The organism is Romboutsia sp. 1001285H_161024_C4 (genome assembly GCF_015550185.1).
GTDB lineage: Bacteria > Bacillota > Clostridia > Peptostreptococcales > Peptostreptococcaceae > Romboutsia_C > Romboutsia_C hominis.
The window spans coordinates 19,570-36,047 of the sequence record NZ_JADNAJ010000012.1 but is presented as its reverse complement, the minus strand read 5'-3'; the positions used below and the strand labels follow the sequence as shown (position 1 = coordinate 36,047).

Below are 16,478 nucleotides of genomic sequence, written 5' to 3'. Positions count from 1 at the left end.
TTTCTCAGAAGTTGCTATTTATTTCTTCATACGCTTCCTGATTTTCTTTGAGTTCATACTCCATAAAGTTACGTATTATTAACTTCTCACCTAATGTACGCTTGAAATAATCCATAGGCATCATGTTTTTTTCTCTAAATAACAGATACATAAGTTTAACTTCTGTATCTGTATCTATTAGTTTTTTATTTCATCATCACTTATTTTTTCTACTTCGGATAAACTAGTAATTGCATTAGATAATTCAGTTATTTCACCAGTTACAAGTATTTTTTCTATTAATTGATGAGGAGTTGCACAACCGAAATGTTTAACTAAGTTCATATCTTTGAACATTTTACAACCTTCTGTAATTGTTCTAGCTTTAGATAAAAATACATTATTAATTTCTAAACCACCTTTATTATCAAATTTCATTGTTTTTTGTTGAATCTCTAACATTTTTTGAGGTGGAACAGCTTCAATTTCAAATGCAATTTCTTTTTTTAATTTTTTACAATACATTTTGTATATTGATTTAGGTACTTCTATCTCATTTATATCCATTGATAATAATAATTCAACTGCATTTAATTCAACTGTTTGTATAACTTCATTTTTATTAGTCATTTGACTACCTCCTAAATTTTATATAAAATAAAGACTAGAAAAAATTCTAGTCCACTATATTAAGTTCAATGGTGTATACGTTTCATATGTGAAAGGTGCTTCAATTGTACCATTTACTCCATTTTCCCAATCAGCTATAGTCAATTCATCAAAGACTACTCCTCCCAATTGAACATGTTCATTTCCTAAAGCATCAGGATCATCAAGTTTAGATACTATTGTAAAAACAGGAGTCTTACCACTTTCAACTACTTTAGCAATCTTGCGTATGAGTGTTGAATCAACGTGATGCATTTTTATAGAGCCTTTACGTTTTATACCGGTTATCTTATAACCTGTAATCATACTTCTTGCTTTTCTAATTTCTTCTTTGTCATATGTGTCTTTGGCTTGAAAAGCTATTACTTCTGCCATTTCATCTCCATCAAGCCATAACATCCCATGAGAACCATTTATTACATTTCTAAAGTCAAAGTTTTTCATTTAAACACCTTCTTTCGAATAATAAAAAAAGACACTTTAAAAAGTGTCTAATTAAATGTTTATATATTCACAACTATATCTACATCTTCTATTGAATCTAGTAATTTTAATGTTATAGCTAAAAATACTTTATCTTTTGTATTAGCTTCTAAAATTTCCTTTTCAGTCATTGCATTTACCTTGTCACCTAAAGTTTCTTTTAAGAATTTCTTTTGAGCATCAAAATCTATCGATACGCTAAAAGATTTTTCTATTAATTGAATTTCAGATAACTCAAGTAAATACTCTGATATAAGTCCACATAAAAGTATTTTATTATCATAAGAGTTTGGGACTTTACCTATATAATTTTTCACTAAGTTAAGTCTTATATCATTTTTTATCAACTTCATTGTATCTACAGTTTTTATTTTTTTATAAGCATAACCTTTAGTTTCAGTTTCCTCCGTAAAAGAAGTTACACCTCTAGCTATTCTTATATCTCCAGCTTCTTTTAATAAAACTATTTCACCTTTACCAATTCTAGTATTTAAAGTATCCCTATCTAATTTAGGTATATCAGTTATAAATGGAACTGTAGCGAAAGTCAAGGATAATGGATTAGGACACCCTGCCAACATACCAGTTACTATTACAGCTAATTCAGAAGGAGTTAGTGTTTCTAATTCAATCGAAGCATTTTCAAAAGTAACATATATTATATTTTCAGTTGTTGGTTTTAAAGTTTTAGTTCCTAACACACCCCATACTTCTATACCTAGAGCACATAATTTATTTATATGAGATTCAAGTTTTACTAAACCTTCATTATCTAAGTATGGAGCTGTCATTACATTAAATACAGTTCCTTCGAAATAAGCTAGAGCATCATCTACATCATCTTCAGGTCCTTTTATGTAGGCTATAACTTTAGAAGGTTTAGCACCAAAACCTTCTAGCACCCACATTAAATACTTTTTATTTTTTTCTGTTAAATCACTAGGTATATCATTTAAGTCATATATATTATGAATTCCATTTGCACTTGTGTCGTCAAGAATTATTGCAACTATTCCACGTCCAGCTTTTAAAGTAGTTCTTCTTATAGCTTCTTTGAAGTATATTTTAATTTGTGGTAATCCTATACTCACTGTATCACCTCACTATTTATTTTTATTTCTTTCATAAATTCCAATGAATCCTCATATTCAACTTGTTCTTTTGTTTTTTTCAATTTATCCGTATAACTTATAGGCAATAAAAAATCTAATAATTCACCTACTTCATCTCGTAAAAAAGTAAGTTCGTTATTAGATAATGTGATCACTCTATCTTTAATTTTTATAGTTTGGTTGAATAAGTCTTGAAGTCTATTCCCAACATCATATAAGTTCATTTTTTCTCCATTATTGAAATATTTTATTGATATAGTTAAATTGTGACTTACTAGTGTTCTAGATATTCTTTCAATCTTTGGATCTATTAAACTTACATAAAAACACTTACTATCAAACCCTTGATTTATACTAGAAGTAAAAATATCATATCCAAACTCACGCCTCAAGGTTCTAGTAAATTCTTCGATTATTTCAGTGTAAGTAAGCATTTATTCACCTACTTCCAAAAGCTTTCTATAATATAATTAAAATAATCATATAATTCTCTATCCGTCATTAATTCATCAACTGATTTTTTCAACATGTATACTCCATCTACATACCCATACCCATTTCTAGTTCTATGGCCGTATTCTATCAAATTGGCATATTTTATAGTATTATACACAACTATTGAGAACGGATCTAACGGTTTCATTTTCCAATCATTCTTAAGAGCACCTGTATCAACTGGTGTTTTATCCTTGACCCTACTTAATAAATCTGAACCTAAGATAGCTGTGAGTTTGCTTATCTCATGAGGAACATTCTTCTCAGCTCGTTCGAATTGATCTATAAGTTGATCCAAACCATCTATAGTAAAATTCATTATGATCGTTCCTTTGATGTAATAGGTGTTTCACTATGACTATGGTAATAAAACGGTTTAGATGCTGCTAAATAGCTATCTTTTTTTCCATTGTGAAAAGTTACCACTATAGTATCTCCCAGTTGTATATCATATTTTGGATGTAAGAATATTTTATTAAGAACTGCAATAGAAGGAACATCACCATTTAAATTTTCTTTTAAGCTTTCCTTCATAGATACTGCGCATTTAATATCTTCATAAATAATCACATCTAAAAATTCGGTGATTCCAGTTGATTCATTAATTATTTTTGTATTTCTTATAATATCACATTTATCAAAATATGTGTTTTCTAGTATATCAGCTTCATTTAGCATAATTTAACCCTCGCAAATCTACTTATGATTTTTTTATCATCATTAGATAAGTTTGATGTATTTATATAATTATTACTATTAGTTCCATATTCAATTTTCGTATCTCCACGTGAAATTGATTTGATGCCATTTAAATTAGTTGAAGATTTCTGATGATTGATGACTTCAATAACTTTATCTTCTATAAATGATTCAAGTGAATTATTTAAATCATCTCTATTACAATATTCCAAGACTATATTCGTAAATTTATTTATATAATACATTATCAATTCATCATGACTATCATCAGTAAGATTAAGCACTAATTTTATATTTTCAAACATAATAATCACCTTAAATAAAAAAGACCAGGTATTAACCTAGTCTTTTTATCAATTCAGATTTTTTCATAGAAGAATAACCTTCTATATTTCTTTCTTTAGCTAACTTTTTTAAATCTTCTACAGTCATTTGGCTTAATTCGTTAGAATCGCCCTCTTCAATAAGGGCCTTAGCTGGGTTTAACAGTAGCTATAACTATATTATCAGCATTTTCAAATGAAGGTAATGCTATCATTGATACTTTAGTATCTACATTTACTGGGTCAGTCTTTTTAGTAGTAGTTATAGCTATACCTTCTTTAACTAGTTGAACCTCTGCATCAGTAGCTCCACTCATTAAATCAGATTCTTCTGGAGTTGTACCTAACCAAGTGTTTCCTAATTCACCCGAAGGTAGTAATGTAAATATATCATTTTTAAAGTAATCACTTACAACACCCGCTTCTGACTTATATTTCTTAGAGTTTATAGCTATTTGTATTTCCAATTCACTTTCTACGAATTCTTTAACTTTTTTCTTAGTTATCGCAATACCTGCATTTGCACCTTTTATTGCATTTATTATACCTGCATTTTTAACCATATATCCAAAAGTGGTAGAGTTACATATTGCTCTAGTAGGTCTTTCACCTGTTCTATTTTCAGCTTCATTTAACCATTTTTCTATATCCCCAATTATATCTGCATTGCTTAATGACCAATCAGTAGATACTTTCTGCTCAGAAGCTAAATTATAGTCATAATCCATAGGTTTAGCTATCCCATCTACGCCTTTAACCATTATAGATATTTTTCCCTCACTTAACAATTGCATCCTCATTCTTTCAAGTTGCACATCAGCACCTTCAATTAAAGTTGTAACGTCATCATATATATTTTTAGTTATTAAATCTATATATGGTTGATTTTGAGGATTACCTTGTAATTTATTTAACTCCTGTCTGTCTGATTCTTTAACTAACATAGATTCTTTGAAAAATGGCATTTCAGTTTGTACATCTGAAAAACCTATTCTATCCCTTATTTCAGCCTTAGTATCAAATGCACTAGCTTTTAAAGCTACAGGAATACCTTTTGATCCTTTTATCCATTTTAAATCAAGTCCTAATTTCTTATTAATAGGAAATAAAGTTTCTCCTATATATGGAGCTCTATCCTTTTGCATTGTATTATAATATGTACTTATTTCTTTCGCTTTTACTACATCATATATTGTTGGCATATCAAAATCCCTCCCTAAATTATATAAACTTTATCATTGGTAAAGCTGTAATTGCAGCTTCTTCTGGCTGAGTTGGTATTTTCGATTTATCTATAAATCCATGTACAACCAAAGCTCCAGTTTCATCACCATTTGTAACATCTACATCATATAAAACTACACCTTTAGCAGTTGTATCATTAGCAGGTAAAATAGTTCCAGCTTTAACTATTTTCTTTTGACCTACAGTAGTTGCATTATCTTGAGTCAATAATATAGCTTCAGCTACATAATGGTCATACTTTAGTATTTCTTTCGTGTTTGAGTAATTTGTAACTCTTATCTTTGACATTATTCATTCCCTCCAAAATAATTATATTTTTTTGATTCTAAAGATTTCGATGCTAATCTCTCTCCTAATGTAGGCTCATCTGCTAAATTACCTTTTGGTTGAGGGTCTTTACTTGCACCTAACCTTTCATTTACTTTAGAATCTATATATGTACCCATTCCGCTTTCAAATAAATTTATCCTAGAATTTATTACATCTTCATCATCAGACATAAATAAATCTATAAGTTTTAAATCTATTTTCTTTTCGGATAATACATCCTTATACTTTGACACCAACTCTGCTTTTTTCCTAGCTGCTCTATCTGTCTCTATTTCTAGTTTTAGTTTTTCTATTTCCAACTGCTCTGGGGTCTTATTTGGATTTCTTTTCTTCATTTCATCCTCTATTAATTTATCTAGGTGATTTTTCTTCCATGTTTCGTTATATTTAGTTGCATGAATATCTTTTTCTGAATCAAACCATGACTTCGCATCCTTATTTGAACTTACATATTCTTTTATCACTTCCATATTAAGAAATCTGGGTGACACAACTTCATCTATGTCAGCATCATCGCCCAGATTATCTATAAGATTTAACAATTCACTTTTTGTCATAACTTACCTCCTATATTATTTTCATACCAAGTATCAAAATCCCACCTATACGCATTTAACTTCCAATTTCCATTAGGAATGTTCACTAGACATGATCTACATAATATATGTAGTGGTGGAATTGGCTTGTTGACATCATTAGTTTTAAACCTCATTCCGTCATATGACCTACATGTTTCTGTTGTTCTATTGTCTAGTGTTGCTCTAAATACCTGATTTTCAATTCCGTATTCCTTAGCAAAATGCTCATTAATTCTACTTTGACATCTAGCAATTTCAGTTTCTATCAATCTCTTACTAACGTAGCTATTAGTGCGAAACCTAGATTTTATAATTTGTTCAATATGATTCACTGAAATATCACCATTTAAAAATTTACGAATATCTTTTTTCAATATAGTTTTCATAGATTTTTTATTATTCAGTATTCTATCTTTCCACATCTTACCTTCAACAGATTCATTAATTATTTCAGATATTATACTCTCACTTAATTTCTTTACCTGAACACTTTTATCTCCTAAAGACAAGATATATACTTGTCTATAATAATTACTGATTACATTTGAGTTTAATATTTCTTTTAATAATTTTTGTTCTATAAAAACTTGAGTCTCAAATGATTTAGACAAAATTTTATTGATTTTTTTAGATAATAATAATTTTTCACCCTTATTAAGCTTTAGATGAGCATCTTTTATATTATAAATTAATAAAATGCTTGAAATCTCATTTAAAAGCATTTTAAGCGTTTCTTCTTCATTATCATGCAATTCATCAATATTGTAACTATAATCTCTCTCATTGGATTCTAGAGATAGTTTTTCAAAATCATCATGGAATTTACTCATTACCCATATCTCCATCATTTTCTATAGCACTTATTAATTCTGAATTTGCTTTAGTTGCTTCTAGTGATGGATTTTCAACAAATGATAGTAATGATAATGCAGTTTCAGTTGACAATCTATCGCCTAATTGTGAAATCATCTGAGCTGTTGCAAGGTCATCTTGTGGTATATTCGGTGTAAACTTAATTTTAATATCTCTATAATCATAATTTTCATCATTGATAGCCTTTAGGTATTTAAATAAAATCTTAAGCCTGGTTTTTATACAATTAGAAAGTGCTTTTTGATTTAATTTACACTTTTCCTCAAGTGATACTAACTTACTTCGTAGTGCAATACCAGATACATTACTCTGCATCCTTTCATTATGATTTATATGAGATGTAATTTGATACATTTTATCTTCTATCGTAGACAGTGTATTCTGTATAAAAGTATCGTTTATATTTTTTATCAACCATGCAACCTTACCCTCAGCTATTGGAATTTGGATAATTCCGTTCTTTTTCATTTCTTTAGCTTTTTCTTCTTCCAATTCACATCCTGTAAATGTTAAATAAGCATTTCTAAAGTCAGATATTTCATTAGAAATGTCTGATAGGTTAGTTTCAAGAGCGTCTTGAAGTCCTTTTATATCTTTAAATAATGTGTCGTATATTAATTCATCTGATAACTTTGCAATTCCAACCGGTACCATTCCAAAAGTATGAGGTGTTGATGAAATGAGTTCAAAGTTTTGATTATATAAGTTAATGTTATTTTTATCATACACTTTGAAGAAACTTTCCTGCTTGTTATCTTTATATTCAGAATATACATATACAAAATGTGTGATATAACCTTCATTATCATAAACAACGTATGAATTTCTAGGTGTTAAAACTCTAGCATTGAGATTATTTTCTTCACCATCTATATAATATAGTTCGTAAGCTATACCATATAAAATCATAGCCTTCATTAATTTACTATCATGATCTTCATCCCAATGATCCAGGTAATAATCTATATCATTAGTAACGTTCACATCACCTGATTTACTTATATATGTAATATCATTTCCTACCGAATAAGATACTTCTTCTTTTATAAATTTTTTTAGGAAGTTCACATTTATTTTTATATTACTTCTTTCTGTAACCATTTTATAATTTGAGATTGCATCTGTATTACCACGATAATACTCATATGCTTTATCATATTCGGACTTTTCTTTTTTAAATAAGTTGTGAGCTCTTTTAATATTCTCCATATAATCACCTCACTTTTTGCATTAAAAAAGTACACTTCTTGAAAGTGTACTTACTTTAACTGGAACTTTTATATTATCTATTCTGTTTGCAAATTCGGATGTTATATCTGGAGCATCGTCATGAATACTATATTGCTGACCTGCAAAATCTAATATTTGACTAACAAATCCATCATCTTCATCTGCAAATATAATCTGACCTTTATTGATTTCAGGAATTATAGTTGATATCTTATCATCCTTATTTTTCTTTTGTTGCTCATTTATAATTGTTAAATTTCTATATCTTAGTGCTTGATCAGCTTTAATTTTATTTTCAAGTTGATTAGCATCAGCACCATTGAATGTATTTTTTTCAATATATATATGAGTTATATCTGGATATTCTTTGATTAAATGAATCATATGATTTATATATTTATCAAATTCTGTACGAGCATTTATTTTAGCTAATTCAGCCCATCTAGCATATTTAAATCCATTGTCAGCTAAACTTCCAACTAGAAATGCACTATAGTCCGATGTAGTCTTACTTGTAGACGCAGGGTCTATTAATAACATTGTCTTTATGAAATTATGTTCTTCAATTTCACTCCTTGATACAGTTCGAATTGATTTAAACCACTTCTCACCTATATTTTCAGCATCATTTTGTAATTCTTGCTTAAATGCTACTGGGTTTTCAAAATAGTCTATAGCAGTTTCTAAGCAATCAAATTTATCTGGCCATATAGTTTCATATTGCATATCCTCTTCATGTTGATAATAAAATTCTTTAGCAATAGCAGACGGATCCTTTAACTTATGATTAAAATATATTTTTTTAAATTCTAACCACAATCCACTATTAAAATATTCATCAACATTGAAGTCACATACTCTATATAGAATTTTTTCATATTCATTTTTTTTAAGTAATCTACTCATAAAACAATCACTATGAAGTATAGTTCCTAATACAATGAACTTTGTTGACTGTCTTATCTTTTTACCATTTCTAAATACAGCTTTATCTCCTGCGAACTTTGAATCTTCTTCCCATGTTCTAAACTTTTTATCCCTAGCTTCCTCAGTTATTATGTCAGCTTTACCTTGATAGTCATCCGCTATTATACACGATGGTCTTGATCCATTGTATTTTTTACCTCTCATTGATGAAGTGGATGATATCGCCTGTATTTTAGTTCTATTAGTTAATTCTAACTCAAGTTTATTAACAGTAAAATTTTTAATATCTAGTAAATTACCAAATGCGGATATAATAAACTCATTTTCTTCGAAGTTTTGTCTCATCTGCGCAATAAATTCAGTTGCATCTGACTCAGTACGTCCACATACTAGAGTATAAACTGATTTTTTATAACAATGTAACCACATTGTCAAAGCAAAGTCACAAACAGTAGTCTTAGCCCATCCACGAGGAGCAACCAGTGTCAACTTATCAAACTCATCTTCAATAAACATTTTACTAAGGGTATTCCATAATTTACGATGTGACACTGATAATTCACGAGCCGCATTATTTTCTTTAGGTACAAATGTATCCTGGAGGAAATACATACAGAAATACTCGAAATTTATAGCTCCTAATTGATAAGCTAGGCCATGCTCTCCGAATAAATTATTTGAGTTTTCTAATATCACAATTTCTGCTTCTTTTTCGGCTTCTTCTTCATCCGCGCCCTCTTTTATAAACTGAGATACTAAGTATTTAAATAATAATTCAAGATTATCATGTTCCGTTTGTTTCAATATATCTTCACCCCTTTAAATTAAGACTTGAAGATATAAAAATATCAATGATTTATGAGAGGAGGACCATGGCAAAATTTTTTATTTTTATCATTGATATTTTTATACTTTCAAATCCTGGTTATTAAAAATTTTATAAAAAATTGTGTTACTCATTTTCGCGATTATCGACACCTTCTAAAATAGAAGGTACCCCTACTACATCGACACTCGTCTTACTGGATAATTAAGTAGTAAAGTGTATTAGACACATAAAAAAGACTAGTATGAATACTAGTCTTGTTGTTCTTGTTCTTTCTTATATCTTATTAGAGTACGTCTACTTATCCCAGTCATGTCTGCAACTTGATTATAGCTTTTACCTTCGCTTAATAATTTCAGTGCCATTTCTCTTTGAGCTCTTTTATATTTCTTTGGTCTTCCCATTGTTGCATCTTCATCTTTAGACATCTTAATTTGCTTGCCTTCTTTAGTTCTTTCATTTATGCAGTTTCTTTCGTATTCTGCAAATGCTGTTAATATAGTAAACATCATGTTACCCATAGCATTACTTAAATCCACTATACCCATGTTTAATATATTTACTTTTATTCCTTTATCAGTTAGATCTTTAATAGCTTTAATACCTTCCTGAGTACTTCTAGTAAATCTATCTAATTTAGTTACTACTAATGTATCTCCTTCTTTTAATACAGATAATAACTCATTAAACTTCGGTCTATCCATAGTAGCGCCTGTAAATACTTCATGGTATACTTCACCACATCCATTTTGCTTTAATAATTCAATTTGACTATTTAAACTTGTATTATCCTCTTGACTCTTAGTACTAACACGTGCATATCCATAAATCATATTAAACACCCCTTATTTTTAATCAATATTTATGTCACCTATTTATGACACTTCTCTATATATTGATTATACTACATTAAATTAAGTGGTGTCAATTTTAAAATTATGGCACTACCTATTTTTTTCTATACTTACTTAACTTAATAGATAATATATTTACATCTTCTGATTTATTATCATCATTATCTTGTCCAACATCTATTTGATCTTTTGGATTACCATATATTCTATTTATTAAATACTGGTTAGCAGCTAATGCCGTTCTCTTATCACTTGGATCATTGGCCAATGCTTGAATGTTTCTTATATAAGTAGCTAAATCTTTTAATATGATAGCATTTCCCTGGCGTGTGAGTTCTTGGCGACGTTTGTCCAACTCAACCTTAACATAATCCTTATTTAACCAGTTATATATTGTCTTTCTATTTACATTTAAAATCTTAGCTATATCCGTTATACTTTCGCCATTTATGATGTATGTTATCATATCATTTTGTTCTCTAGTTAATATATCTGGTAGATTACTCACGTCACTCACACCTCCTTATACACTTACACATAAAAAATAAGTGATACAATTAAATATCACTTATCTATACTATCTCTATAATAATATATTAACATATAAAATCTAAGGTCAATCTAACATGTTTCTAAGATTTATATTATATATTCCTTATATTAATTTAAATCTTATCGCATAAGGTACTAACTTTTCTATAATACTTTTATTTTTTGTAACTAAGTAGTCTGAATTCATATTTACTTTATATCCTATCTCTTTAAATATAAGCTTATCTATATATCTATACTTAATTATTTTAAGTTCAATATTATTTAAAGCATGTAGCATATTATCTATCTTTTCCTTTTTTATTTCTAAAGCTATTTTTTCACTCTTTAACTTTTCTATTTTTAATTGTGACATCTCTACTACTGAAATATTACTAGGTAATGGCGCACCTGGCATGTCACTATATGATGCACCTTTTAGTCCTTGTTCCTTTATATCTAACTCAATACCTTTAATATCTATGTTAATATTGCGATATTCTTCAAGTAATTTTTCTACTTTTTCGAAATCAGTCATATACTCACCCCTATTTTAATGATTTCGGTAACTAAAAAGTAACTACTTTTAAAATATTTCGGTTACCTTTATAAATGGCTTAATTTTAATACTTTAATAATGTAAAAGGTAACTAAAAACGGTAACTATTATATATAATTTCTTTATATATAATATATAAGTTATATTTTTACTTTAATATTCTAATAAATTTATTTTCAGTTTTTTAGTTACCTAAACCAATACAACTATTGCTATTACTGTGATTCAATAGGTAACCAAATTTAAAAATTTTAGTTACTTTCAGTTACCTTTTAATTGTATATATTCATATACCTTAGATTAACGTATATATTTTAGTTACTTTACCTTCTATTTTTACTGTCTTGCTACTATCGTAGCCTTGCTTTCTTACTTCTTTTCCAAATACTATTTTTGATAATGGCTTTAGGCCTGACTCAGCACACCAAACACTATATTTTCTATATACATCGTTAACAGGTTCATTTTCTACCTTATATTCATCAACGAATGCCACTACTGGATTGTTTACGGCCTCGTATTCTGACCATACGTCATCACATGCTTTACAGTAAGTTATGCTATTATTTTCCAATATCCTATATAATCCCTCTAAAGCTAATTTTAAAAGATATTCCATAGCTCCTGGTGTAGTTAGCTTATCTTTTATAAATGGATCATAGTCATCGTCATATTTACTAAACGTTGCATTGAATGGTATAAATACCAAACGTCTCTTAAGTCCACCTGATAAGTCATTTATACGTGGCAGCTCATTAGCACTAAATATAAGTTTAGAATAGTTTTTAAAATCAAATGGGTCCTTACCTTTACGCTCTACATTGACTTTTTCACCTGTAACTAATTTTTTAAATGTAGAGTTATCTGGTATATATTCATTAGATATATCATCACCGATATTAGCTAACTTTCCATCTAATTGGAAAGTCTTAAACCTATCTGATAATTCTTTTAATGCAACTGATGATATATTATCTTCTCCTATTAACTCCTGGATTAACTCTAATAATGTTGATTTACCATTAGCTCCATTTCCAGTAAGTATGAATGATTTACCTAACTCATTACGTCTTAATAAGCAATAACCTATCATTTCTTCTATTACATATCTTAGCCTTTTGTCGTGACAACATATTTTATCTAAAGTCTTATCCATTAATGGATCATATGCGGCTGGATTATAATTAACAGGTATCTTATTCTTAATAATAAACTTTGGAGAAAAGTCTACTATTTCCTTAGTTTCTAAATCTAACACTCCATTGTTAACTACTATATATTTAGTATTAGATGACTTTGAATTATTAGTTAATAACTCCAAATATCTTATAACTTCCCCTCTAGGTGTCTTTGTAGAGTTTTGTATATACTTTAATAATATCTTTTCTATGTCTATTATTTCATCCGAATAATAACCATCTTTGTATATATGTAAATTGTTATTTATCTTTATTATGTTTTCATTATTTATAAGATACTTAGCTAACTTCTCATATTGAAGCTTTCCTTTTATATAGAATGATTCTTTTAAAAATGCTTCGTCTCGTAATATAGTGTTTATTTCATTATCCGCTAATGGTTGCTTTAATACATATTTATTAATTATTCTTATAGACTCTTTTATTTGTTCCTTGGATAAACCTGCAGCTTGAAGTCTTAATATATAATTGAATAATGTTTGATTTCTCCCGTCTCCCTCTTCCATCTTAGTAAAGCTTATTGATTTTTTATCTAATGGTATTAAGAATGGAGGGAGATAGTCTAAATCATCAACCTCATTTAACCACTCTCTTACTTCGCCATCAACTTTAAGAGGTATTACGGCATTTTGTGAACCTAGTCCAACGTCTACCTTAACTCCTAATGCTGTTGTATACCCTTGCTTTCTTCTTTCTATGTTTGTGTTTATAAAATAAAAATGTTTCCCCCTAGACGTTTTTAATATATTACATTTTATATTTTCACCCTGTATTATATTTAAAAGTATTTCAGATTGCTCATAATCATCTATATCAATTTGTATTATGTCATCGTTTAATACTCCACCATAGCTATTTAATCTTTCTACATCTGATAATTGATAAAATTCAGTTCTATTCTTATATTCTTCCGTTGGTTTTTTCCCATCTGTTGGTATATATCCTTTAAACATAATAACCCCTCCTCCCTTATATTATAACTACTAGGAAATTATTTATCATTAGTTATGCTTTTATTTCTCATATTTTTAGATTTTTTTCTTCTCTTTAGTATTCCTTCACATTTCTTACAATATTGTTTATCTTTCTCTACAACTGATCCGCACCTTATACATCTATTCCAATTTATCAATGCTATATCATCCCCTAAAATTCTGTTAACAGAATTTGTATATTAATAAGCTATATTAACCTCTGTTAACACTAGTAAAATACACATGTTAACAACATTTTATCATCTATTTTTGGTACTAACATTTGTTAACACTTTTCATATCCTAAAATTATTGTTTTATTTACTAACTTTTTTATCTATAAATCTTATAAGTTTATCTAATCTTAACTTTTCTCCAATAATTAAAATAAGTTTTATCCAACTTTCTTTTACTTCAATAAATAAATCAAGTGTACTTTTATTCAATCTAAATCTCCTTTTTAAACTCTAATTTCCTTGTGACACTCTTTACATTCGATAAAAATATCTGTATCAAGAGTATCAAAATCAAACTTAGTTTCTTTTTCACATCTATATTCTTCGTCTATAATATCCTCATTACCACATTTACTACATATTATTTTAAATACCATATAAAACCCCTTCCCTTCTTCTTTTCTTAAATTCTTCTAACGTAATACCTTTTAATCTAAACTCATCATCTAAAACAATCTTATCTATTCTTTTTATAATTTCATTATCTTCAATTTCATCTTCGTAAATGTTGTTTACAACTTCTAATGTACATTCACCTTGTAACAGATGTCCTAAATGTGCTTTAGAGTCGTTGTACTCAAGGTTACATCCAACAAATTTGCCTAGACTGTATACTATTTTTACATATCTTAGTATTTCATCTCCTCTTCTATGGATACATATATCATTTTCACATATTTCCTTACCATTTATGTCCATAACTCCTGTGTAAAAATTAACTTCCACATTATCCATAATTTGAGGAATATTCTTGAATAACTTATGGTATACTACTATGTTTCCATTCATAGTTAGGGCTATTTGGTATTTACTTAACCCCATATCATCAGGTGTTATCATTTCTTTATTATTTTTATCCCATATTCTAAATTTCCTCATAATTACCCTCCTAATTTATCAGGGTAACTCTAGGCTACCCTGCTTAATAAATGTACCTTTTATTTGTAGTTGGCAATAAACATTTCATTGCAAATTTCACATTCGATATCCACGTCTTTAAATTTATAATCATGCGCATTATAATGATTACAATTAGGGCAAAACCAACTGTATATTTTCTCACATTGTACTTGTACGCCATCTGCATTTATCCATCTTCTATTACCTTCGTATACATCAACCTTCATAATTTAGTCACCTCATCATTTTAAAATATGTTTTTTATCTACTTATAAACCACATTGCAAATATATTTAATAGTATCATCCCGAAAAATGCGACAAATGGCAATATTATTCCTAGCAGCATTTTTTCATCACTTGACATATTAGATTTCATATCATCACCTTCATTCAATTAAAATACAATTTTTATTCTATATTCCTATTTTCCTTATCTTGCTTTAACCAAAACCAATAATCAGGTTCAAGCTCATTTGCCAATTCCTGTGCTATATCATACACATATTCCATTTTTTCTTTATCTGTAAAACATGCACCATTTTCTACCTCTTCATTAAGACCTTTAAGTAAATTTTTTATATTCTCTATTTTTCCATTCATTTGTTCCGCCTCATTTATAATTTAAAATCCGATTTTTATTGGCCAATACCATTTTGCTGACCTCGGCCATATGGTTTTATAATATATCCATTAGTACATCTTCCATTTCATCAAGCAGTTCAGAAATACTAATTTCTTCATCTTCTATAAAATCCTCTAAACCATATACATCATTAAGCCTTTGTAATATCCTTTTAGATATACTTCTGTGGTCATATCCTTTAACTTCTATCCCTAGTGCTTGCCTCATGCCTATTGCTTCTCCTGTTATATATTGAATGTGTCCTTTACTTGTTACAACAGCCTTATCTCCTGCTTTAATTGTTTTTTTAGTCTTAGTTAGCACAGTTTCTATTTCAAAATCTTTCTCATTTACTATTAGTTCCCCAGCCTTATAAGTTTTTTTATTCATAATCTCCACCACCTATTTTTTAAATTGAGTTTTTATTTCTCCATAAGTATCTATCCCTATACAGAAAGCCCATGTTCCTAATGCTAAAATTAGGATACTTAATAAATATTCTTCTTTTACTAATAGACTTAATATTTCTCCAGGTATTGCTATACATATTTGACAACTTACTATTAACCACAGTAAATTCCAAAATCCTTTTATATTTTCTTTCAAATCTACATCACCTATTTATTCTGCAAAATATCTTGAATACTTTGCTACTTCTAATTTACCTTGCCAAAATGCTTTCTCTTTTTGCAACTTGCTTATTTCTTTAGTGTTCCTAGTTTTAGATAATATTTTATCTATTATTGATATTTCACTTTCACAAGTACTTATCAATGTATCTAGCATTCTTTTTAGGTTTTCTAATTTTTCTCTATCCTCCATCACATAAAAC

General features: G+C 28.5%; 28 protein-coding genes. All 28 read right to left on the bottom strand.

Annotated features, from left to right (window positions below; all coding sequences use genetic code 11):
* Positions 1-4: 4 nt before the first annotated feature.
* The 28 genes from I1959_RS13935 to I1959_RS13805 all read right to left on the bottom strand — a co-directional run bounded on the left by I1959_RS13935 (position 5) and on the right by I1959_RS13805 (position 16,468).
* Positions 5-151 (bottom strand): hypothetical protein, encoded by a 147-nt coding sequence (locus I1959_RS13935; RefSeq protein WP_195238677.1) that lies wholly within the window; start codon positions 149-151, stop codon positions 5-7.
* 26 nt (positions 152-177) lie between these two features.
* The gene (locus I1959_RS13930) at positions 178-609 is read right to left on the bottom strand and encodes a phage tail assembly chaperone (protein ID WP_195238674.1); all 432 of its coding nucleotides are present in this window, start codon (positions 607-609) and stop codon (positions 178-180) included.
* Between the two features lie 54 nt (positions 610-663).
* Complete coding sequence (locus I1959_RS13925) at positions 664-1,092, bottom strand: phage tail tube protein (protein WP_195238672.1); 429 nt, start codon at positions 1,090-1,092, stop codon at positions 664-666.
* A gap of 59 nt (positions 1,093-1,151) precedes the next feature.
* Entirely contained in the window at positions 1,152-2,222 is a 1,071-nt protein-coding gene (locus I1959_RS15815; protein WP_195238670.1) for a phage tail sheath C-terminal domain-containing protein, read from the bottom strand.
* Positions 2,219-2,677, bottom strand: a complete 459-nt coding sequence (locus I1959_RS13915) for a phage tail terminator family protein (RefSeq protein WP_195238669.1) — start codon at positions 2,675-2,677, stop codon at positions 2,219-2,221. Before I1959_RS13915 ends, I1959_RS15815 begins: the two co-directional genes overlap by 4 nt.
* Positions 2,678-2,685: 8 nt before the next feature.
* Positions 2,686-3,057, bottom strand: a complete 372-nt coding sequence (locus I1959_RS13910; RefSeq protein WP_195238668.1) for an HK97 gp10 family phage protein — start codon at positions 3,055-3,057, stop codon at positions 2,686-2,688.
* Positions 3,057-3,416 carry a hypothetical protein gene (locus tag I1959_RS13905; protein ID WP_195238667.1) on the bottom strand — a complete coding sequence of 120 codons (360 nt, stop codon included), beginning with the start codon at positions 3,414-3,416 and terminating at the stop codon, positions 3,057-3,059. Before I1959_RS13905 ends, I1959_RS13910 begins: the two co-directional genes overlap by 1 nt.
* A complete protein-coding gene (locus tag I1959_RS13900) occupies positions 3,410-3,742 on the bottom strand; it encodes a phage head-tail connector protein (protein WP_195238666.1) in 333 nt (110 codons plus the stop codon). The genes I1959_RS13905 and I1959_RS13900 overlap by 7 nt, the downstream gene beginning before the upstream one ends.
* Positions 3,743-3,773: 31 nt before the next feature.
* The gene (locus I1959_RS13895; RefSeq protein WP_195238665.1) at positions 3,774-3,869 is read right to left on the bottom strand and encodes a Rho termination factor N-terminal domain-containing protein; all 96 of its coding nucleotides are present in this window, start codon (positions 3,867-3,869) and stop codon (positions 3,774-3,776) included.
* 40 nt (positions 3,870-3,909) lie between these two features.
* Entirely contained in the window at positions 3,910-4,962 is a 1,053-nt protein-coding gene (locus I1959_RS13890) for a major capsid protein (protein ID WP_195238664.1), read from the bottom strand.
* A 19-nt stretch (positions 4,963-4,981) separates the two neighbouring features.
* Entirely contained in the window at positions 4,982-5,293 is a 312-nt protein-coding gene (locus I1959_RS13885; protein ID WP_195238662.1) for a hypothetical protein, read from the bottom strand.
* Positions 5,293-5,892, bottom strand: a complete 600-nt coding sequence (locus tag I1959_RS13880) for a DUF4355 domain-containing protein (protein ID WP_195238660.1) — start codon at positions 5,890-5,892, stop codon at positions 5,293-5,295. Before I1959_RS13880 ends, I1959_RS13885 begins: the two co-directional genes overlap by 1 nt.
* Positions 5,889-6,743, bottom strand: a complete 855-nt coding sequence (locus I1959_RS13875) for a minor capsid protein (protein ID WP_195238658.1) — start codon at positions 6,741-6,743, stop codon at positions 5,889-5,891. Before I1959_RS13875 ends, I1959_RS13880 begins: the two co-directional genes overlap by 4 nt.
* Positions 6,736-7,995, bottom strand: a complete 1,260-nt coding sequence (locus I1959_RS13870; RefSeq protein ID WP_195238656.1) for a phage portal protein — start codon at positions 7,993-7,995, stop codon at positions 6,736-6,738. The genes I1959_RS13875 and I1959_RS13870 overlap by 8 nt, the downstream gene beginning before the upstream one ends.
* 21 nt (positions 7,996-8,016) lie before the next feature.
* Positions 8,017-9,747: a hypothetical protein gene (locus tag I1959_RS13865; protein ID WP_195238654.1), complete on the bottom strand. Its 1,731-nt coding sequence runs from the start codon at positions 9,745-9,747 to the stop codon at positions 8,017-8,019.
* A gap of 273 nt (positions 9,748-10,020) precedes the next feature.
* Positions 10,021-10,602 (bottom strand): recombinase family protein, encoded by a 582-nt coding sequence (locus I1959_RS13860; protein WP_195238652.1) that lies wholly within the window; start codon positions 10,600-10,602, stop codon positions 10,021-10,023.
* A gap of 115 nt (positions 10,603-10,717) precedes the next feature.
* Positions 10,718-11,131 carry a helix-turn-helix domain-containing protein gene (locus I1959_RS13855; RefSeq protein WP_330615189.1) on the bottom strand — a complete coding sequence of 138 codons (414 nt, stop codon included), beginning with the start codon at positions 11,129-11,131 and terminating at the stop codon, positions 10,718-10,720.
* A gap of 147 nt (positions 11,132-11,278) precedes the next feature.
* On the bottom strand, positions 11,279-11,692 hold the full coding sequence (locus tag I1959_RS13850) for a hypothetical protein (RefSeq protein WP_195238650.1): 414 nt from the start codon (positions 11,690-11,692) through the stop codon (positions 11,279-11,281).
* Positions 11,693-12,008: 316 nt separating this feature from the next.
* On the bottom strand, positions 12,009-13,865 hold the full coding sequence (locus tag I1959_RS13845; RefSeq protein WP_195238648.1) for a phage/plasmid primase, P4 family: 1,857 nt from the start codon (positions 13,863-13,865) through the stop codon (positions 12,009-12,011).
* A 38-nt stretch (positions 13,866-13,903) separates the two neighbouring features.
* Positions 13,904-14,044, bottom strand: coding sequence for a hypothetical protein (locus I1959_RS13840; protein WP_195238647.1), 141 nt, complete (start codon positions 14,042-14,044; stop codon positions 13,904-13,906).
* A gap of 159 nt (positions 14,045-14,203) precedes the next feature.
* A complete protein-coding gene (locus I1959_RS15690) occupies positions 14,204-14,332 on the bottom strand; it encodes a hypothetical protein (RefSeq protein WP_279309992.1) in 129 nt (42 codons plus the stop codon).
* A 14-nt stretch (positions 14,333-14,346) separates the two neighbouring features.
* A complete protein-coding gene (locus tag I1959_RS13835) occupies positions 14,347-14,499 on the bottom strand; it encodes a hypothetical protein (protein ID WP_195238645.1) in 153 nt (50 codons plus the stop codon).
* Positions 14,489-15,001: a YopX family protein gene (locus tag I1959_RS13830; protein ID WP_195238644.1), complete on the bottom strand. Its 513-nt coding sequence runs from the start codon at positions 14,999-15,001 to the stop codon at positions 14,489-14,491. The genes I1959_RS13835 and I1959_RS13830 overlap by 11 nt, the downstream gene beginning before the upstream one ends.
* 59 nt (positions 15,002-15,060) lie before the next feature.
* Complete coding sequence (locus I1959_RS13825) at positions 15,061-15,249, bottom strand: hypothetical protein (RefSeq protein ID WP_195238643.1); 189 nt, start codon at positions 15,247-15,249, stop codon at positions 15,061-15,063.
* 183 nt (positions 15,250-15,432) lie between these two features.
* The gene (locus I1959_RS13820; RefSeq protein WP_195238642.1) at positions 15,433-15,624 is read right to left on the bottom strand and encodes a hypothetical protein; all 192 of its coding nucleotides are present in this window, start codon (positions 15,622-15,624) and stop codon (positions 15,433-15,435) included.
* A 76-nt stretch (positions 15,625-15,700) separates the two neighbouring features.
* Positions 15,701-16,036 carry a hypothetical protein gene (locus I1959_RS13815; RefSeq protein WP_195238641.1) on the bottom strand — a complete coding sequence of 112 codons (336 nt, stop codon included), beginning with the start codon at positions 16,034-16,036 and terminating at the stop codon, positions 15,701-15,703.
* A gap of 12 nt (positions 16,037-16,048) precedes the next feature.
* A complete protein-coding gene (locus I1959_RS13810) occupies positions 16,049-16,252 on the bottom strand; it encodes a hypothetical protein (RefSeq protein WP_195238640.1) in 204 nt (67 codons plus the stop codon).
* Between the two features lie 15 nt (positions 16,253-16,267).
* Positions 16,268-16,468: a hypothetical protein gene (locus I1959_RS13805; RefSeq protein WP_195238639.1), complete on the bottom strand. Its 201-nt coding sequence runs from the start codon at positions 16,466-16,468 to the stop codon at positions 16,268-16,270.
* Positions 16,469-16,478: the final 10 nt, after the last annotated feature.